Genomic DNA, 4925 nt, shown 5'->3' with positions numbered 1-4925 from the left:
GATGCAGCAGTAACCAACTAGTTCTCCTCAAAGACGAAGTGACCCTGGCCAATCGGCCGGGGTCACTTTCGTTAACACAGGAAATGAAGTTTATGTGCGGAGGCTGTCGTTACTTGGGGGCGTCGCCTTATTTAAATCTTCAGCATGTATGAGTATTTGCATTGCATCAACGGTGGATGAATTCGGCTGTGGGAAATATGACATGAGGACTAAACCCTTGATGTCATCGTTCACATTCAGGATTTCGTAGTTTATGGTCATTCGACCAACGGCCGGGTGGATGACTTCTTTTGTCCCATGAGCGGGCATGCGAACATCGTGCAGTGTCCACCATGCTTCAAATTCTCGGGAGCCACTGCGTAACTCTGAAATTAGTGCTGCGAGCTCGGGGTCGTTGGGATATTTTCCAGATAGGAATCTGTAATTATTTGCCGCATCGCGAGCGATTTCGTCCCACTCGGGATAGAAGATTTTTGAACGGGGATCAAGAAAGATATAGCGACCGAGGTTGAGCGGCTCACGTTCCTCGGGGAAAAGGTCAGGGTAAAGCCTCCTACACATTTCGTTAGATAAAAGTGGATTCCCGACCCTATCTACGAGCATCGCTGGAATGGCCGTCATCCCATCGAGGAGGTTGGAATATCTTTTGAAATCAAGCTGTGGCTGGAATTGAGAATTTGGAGTGAAACTACCAGTCAGTGTGACTAAATCGAAGAGGTGAATACGCTCTGTTTCGCTGAGGTCGAGCGCACGTGCAAGTGAATTTACAACGCTTTCAGATGCGCCTGTAAAGTTTCCACGTTCAAGTCGGGTGTAGTAACTCAGACTTATCCCAGCACGGGTCGCAACTTCTTCACGGCGCAGACCAGGGACTCGTCGGTCCCCTTCAGCTGCAGGGAATCCGGCAAACTCAGGAGGAATTCGTTCCCGCATTGCTTTGAGAAAACTGCTGACCTCATCGTTAGCACTCATGTGTTTGATAGTAGTCCTGAAATATGAGGTACTGGGGGGCACAAATTGTGACTCTCAGAGGATTGGCTTGCATTCTTATGCTCAAGTAACTGACCGGGTGTACCCCCACAGCATCAGTTATAAACGAAAAGGAATCGTCTCAACATGAAATTCACAACACCAAGACGAGGCGGCCGCATCGGAGCGGTCGCTTTTGCGTCACTACTGATCGCAGGGACAACGTTGTCTCTCGCCGGATGCACCACTGCAAGTACGAACTCAGATGCAACCAAGATTGAATATTCTGTTCCACCTGCAGTACTCACCCCCGTCGAAGTCGCAGGAACGACCCCTATGGCTGCAGCAAGTATCGATCTAGGTGAATATGGCTACACGGAAACTGAATATTATGCTGACGGCAAGGCGAACCGATACCGTGGCGCGTCAAATATGGACAGCACAACAGCAGAAGTAATTGACAGCAATCACGATTACAGAACTCGTGTGTTGGTGCGCACTCCGGAAGCTGGAAAGTTCAATGGAACACTCCTCGTCGAATGGACCAACGTCACAATCGGTGTAGATGCAGATTTCGTCTTCGCTGAAGCACATGAAGAATATCTTCGTGAAGGTTATGCATACGCAGTCGTTTCGGCCCAAAATGCCGGTATTGATGCGCTGAAGAGTTGGAGCCCAAAGCGATATGGATCGCTACATGCTGCTTCAATAAATGCAGATCCAACAACAGGAGAGGCAATTGACGCCTGTCCAACGCCAGCACCTTGCCCAGGCGATGCTTACTCATGGGATATTTTCTCCGGGGTTACTGAAGCCTTGCTAGACACTAATAGCCCAGATGCTGCACTTTCTGGATTTGATGTTGCAAACGTTATTGCTGTTGGGCAATCTCAATCAGCGAGTCGATTAACTGGTTATTACAACACGATTCAACCCATTGATAACTTGTTCGATGGATTTGTGTTGTGGGATCGTGCAACAAATGCTCTTCGTGATGATGTTCAGGCTCCTGCTATCAGCATCAACTCTGAGTCATTGACGCCTTTGTTCCCTGTATTCCCCAATGGTGACAACACTCGTACCTGGGAAATCGCGGGCGCAACTCATGGTTCTAAATATGCTGCTGCATATGTGGACGGTATGTTCACGCGTGATAACGGCCTCAAGGGACCAGATGGAACGCCCATTTCCTTCACCGAGTGGGTCGCGCCAACCTGTGCTTCAGAACCCATCTTTAGCACGGTCGAAAACGGTTTGGTCATTGCAGATGCTACAGACGCAATTGTGAAATGGATTGAAACCGGTGTTCCAGCGCCTGACACAATCCTCTTTGAGCGTGACGCTGACGGCAATCTTGTTCGTGATGAGCAGGGCAATGTGAAGGGTGGAATTCAACTTGCTGACTTCCTCGTTCCCACCGCTGCATTGAACGCGTTCAATGGAACAAACTTCCCTTGTGCCGTTTCAGGTTCTCGAACAGAATTCACTTCTAGCGAGCTTGCTAATCTATATGGATCTTCAAGTGACTATGTTGCACAAGTAACTTCTGTAACCCAGGCAGTTGAAAAGGCAGGATACATCTTGCCTGTTGACGCTGAGTCTGTAATTAGTGCAGCGAAGAAGGTAAAGATTTCAAAGTAAGAAACCATCAAGAATGCGTGGGTTTGTCAATTTCAAACCCACGCATTCTTGTATCCAGCAGTCAAAGATTTGTTCTCCAATTTCATCAACGCCTAGCCTAGAGATATGACTCACCACACGCATAAGCCGTTGATGGCTGCGTGGCTGGCGATTGCTTTAGCTGTTCTTGCTGGGGTTCTGCGCACAAGTCAGGCTCGTATCAATGGAGCCTTTGCGCAAGAAATCCAGGATGCGTTTCTCTCTGGGGTGATCAGCTTCGGCTCAGGCTTCTTGATTCTGCTCGTCATCATTTCTTTCAATAAGAAGGGCCAGCAAGGCTGGCGCCAGCTCATTACCGCTCTTCGTTCTGGCGGAATCACCCCCTGGTTCACCTTGGCGGGCAGCGCAGGTGCCGCCTATGTGCTCTCTCAGACCTTGGTAGTCGGGATTACGGGTGTTGCGCTCTACACCGTGGCTTTTGTCGCTGGTTTGTCCATGGGCGGATTGTTCTTGGACGTGTGGGGGATTGGTCCGGCAGGGAAGAAGCCGTTGAGCTTTAACCGAGTAGGCGGTGCTGCTCTGGGTATTGGAGCTGTTGCGCTGTCATTGGTTGGCCACTCCACAGCTGCAGAGTCATTACTTCCCTTGCTACTTCCGCTTGTATGTGGCGTCCTGGTCGCCTGGCAAGACGCAGCAAACGGACGAATGACCGTTATTGCCGGCACGCCCTTAACCTCCACCTTCCTCAATTTCATGGTGGGAACAGGTGTGCTGCTGATCGCTACCGCATTCCATTCGTTCTCGGCAGGGTTGCCTGCGGCTTTGCCTTCTCAGCCCTATTTCTATCTCGGTGGGGCGATTGGCGTGGTCTTCATTGGGATTACCGCTGTCGTGGTGCGGGAGATTGGTGTTCTTCTGATGGGCTTGGGCTCGATTGCCGGGCAGCTACTCATGGCCTTGATTTTGGACTTCTTCTTCCCCAGCGCACAGGTCACTGGTGTGATGATCTTGATCGGTGCCAGCTTGGCGTTTGTGGCGGCAGCATGGGCTGCCTGGCCCAAGAAGAAGCCCCATGCACATGTGGCCGAGCCGCCAACAGACGCCTGAATCAGAAGACTAACCAGAGGATAATGAAGACATGAGCTATGAATACGGTCTCGACGTCGAGAACCTCGTCGCCCTCGATATGCACGTCCACATCGAGGTTGACTCCCACGGTCACACGTCTCTCCCGCAGAAGCTCATCGATGCAGCAACGGCCTACTTCCGCTCCGAGCCAGCACGCCCCACGCTGGACGAGGTCGCTGACTACTACCGTGAACGCAACATGGCCGCTGTCGTCTTCACTGTGGACGCGCAGACTGCACTCGGTCACAACCCCATTGACAGCTTCGAAATCGCAGCCGGTGCAGCCAAGAACAATGACGTGCTCATTCCCTTTGGTTCCGTAGACCCACTCCAGCCCAAAAAGGCCGTGGAAACCGCCAAGAAGCTCATCGGTGACGCAGGTGTCAAGGGTTTCAAATTCCACCCCACCGTGCAGAACTTTGCTCCCAATGACGAGTCAGTCTTCCCGATCTATGAAGTACTCCAAGAAGCAGGAGTCCCTGCTCTCTTTCACACTGGCCAGACAGGTATTGGAGCCGGAACCCCAGGTGGTTCAGGCATGGTGATTGGGCTGTCTAACCCCCTGCTGCTCGATGAAGTTGCCGCAAAGTTTCCTGAACTCCAGATCATCATGGCTCACCCGTCCGTGCCGTGGCAGGACGAAGCAATTGCTGTTGCCACTCACAAGGCCAACACCTGGATAGACCTTTCCGGATGGTCACCTAAGTACTTCCCCGAGGCTCTCGTGCGTCAGGCTAACTCGTTGCTTCGCAACAAGGTTCTCTTCGGATCTGACTACCCTCTACTCACTCCAGATCGCTGGATGAGTGACTTTGAGAATGCGCCATTCAAGGATGAAGTTCGTCCCTTGATTATGCGAGACAACGCGTTGCGCTTACTGGGTTTGAACTAGTTCGAAATTTCATTCCACGTGATCTCGAGAAAATCGAGCTTCGCGGCGAACTTGCGCAGGTGGCGTTCCAGCACGTCTTTGACGATCTCAAGCGTTTCGTCATCGTTGGCGCGGGCTTCGAGGACTAATGCTTCCTTGCCGGGAAGAATCTTTCCCTCTCCTGCGCGGATGAGAGCTACCCAACCACCATCTATCTCAGTCACGTCAGTTTTGTGTGAGATGTGTGACGCAAGTTGCTTGCCATAGCGCTCGGGGCGTTCGATGGTTACGCAAGCACGTTCGCAGAGTGTGTATGAGGGCATATGGATATTCTTGC

At 51.5% G+C, this 4925-nt stretch carries 5 protein-coding genes; 3 read left to right on the top strand and 2 right to left on the bottom strand.

Annotated elements, in window-relative coordinates:
- Positions 1-90 precede the first annotated feature (90 nt).
- The gene (locus Q0362_RS06505) at positions 91-972 is read right to left on the bottom strand and encodes a helix-turn-helix transcriptional regulator (RefSeq protein ID WP_298121498.1); all 882 of its coding nucleotides are present in this window, start codon (positions 970-972) and stop codon (positions 91-93) included.
- Between the two features lie 144 nt (positions 973-1116).
- Here Q0362_RS06505 and Q0362_RS06500 point away from each other — a divergent pair, with 144 nt between their 5' ends.
- From Q0362_RS06500 to Q0362_RS06490, 3 genes are all read left to right on the top strand, one after another.
- On the top strand, positions 1117-2610 hold the full coding sequence (locus Q0362_RS06500) for an alpha/beta hydrolase domain-containing protein (protein WP_298121494.1): 1494 nt from the start codon (positions 1117-1119) through the stop codon (positions 2608-2610).
- 105 nt (positions 2611-2715) lie between these two features.
- Positions 2716-3696, top strand: a complete 981-nt coding sequence (locus tag Q0362_RS06495) for a DMT family transporter (protein WP_298121489.1) — start codon at positions 2716-2718, stop codon at positions 3694-3696.
- A gap of 31 nt (positions 3697-3727) precedes the next feature.
- Positions 3728-4609 carry an amidohydrolase family protein gene (locus Q0362_RS06490; RefSeq protein WP_298121485.1) on the top strand — a complete coding sequence of 294 codons (882 nt, stop codon included), beginning with the start codon at positions 3728-3730 and terminating at the stop codon, positions 4607-4609.
- On the opposite strand, the gene Q0362_RS06485 is transcribed toward Q0362_RS06490, so the two are convergent.
- A partial coding sequence (locus Q0362_RS06485; RefSeq protein WP_298121481.1) for a DUF2218 domain-containing protein occupies positions 4606-4925 on the bottom strand: 320 nt, incomplete at its 5' end. The two genes, Q0362_RS06490 and Q0362_RS06485, sit on opposite strands and share 4 nt — an antisense overlap.

This window comes from uncultured Aurantimicrobium sp. (assembly GCF_936931525.1).
GTDB lineage: Bacteria > Actinomycetota > Actinomycetes > Actinomycetales > Microbacteriaceae > Aurantimicrobium.
This window is presented reverse-complemented; position numbering and strand designations above follow the sequence as displayed.

What these genes read in the sequence shown, in the direction of transcription:
- Q0362_RS06505 (WP_298121498.1), bottom strand. Translation starts at nt 972, where the DNA reads ATGAGTGCTAACGATGAGGTCAGCAGTTTTCTCAAAGCAATGCGGGAA.
- Q0362_RS06500 (WP_298121494.1), top strand. Translation starts at nt 1,117, where the DNA reads ATGAAATTCACAACACCAAGACGAGGCGGCCGCATCGGAGCGGTCGCT.
- Q0362_RS06495 (WP_298121489.1), top strand. Translation starts at nt 2,716, where the DNA reads ATGACTCACCACACGCATAAGCCGTTGATGGCTGCGTGGCTGGCGATT.
- Q0362_RS06490 (WP_298121485.1), top strand. Translation starts at nt 3,728, where the DNA reads ATGAGCTATGAATACGGTCTCGACGTCGAGAACCTCGTCGCCCTCGAT.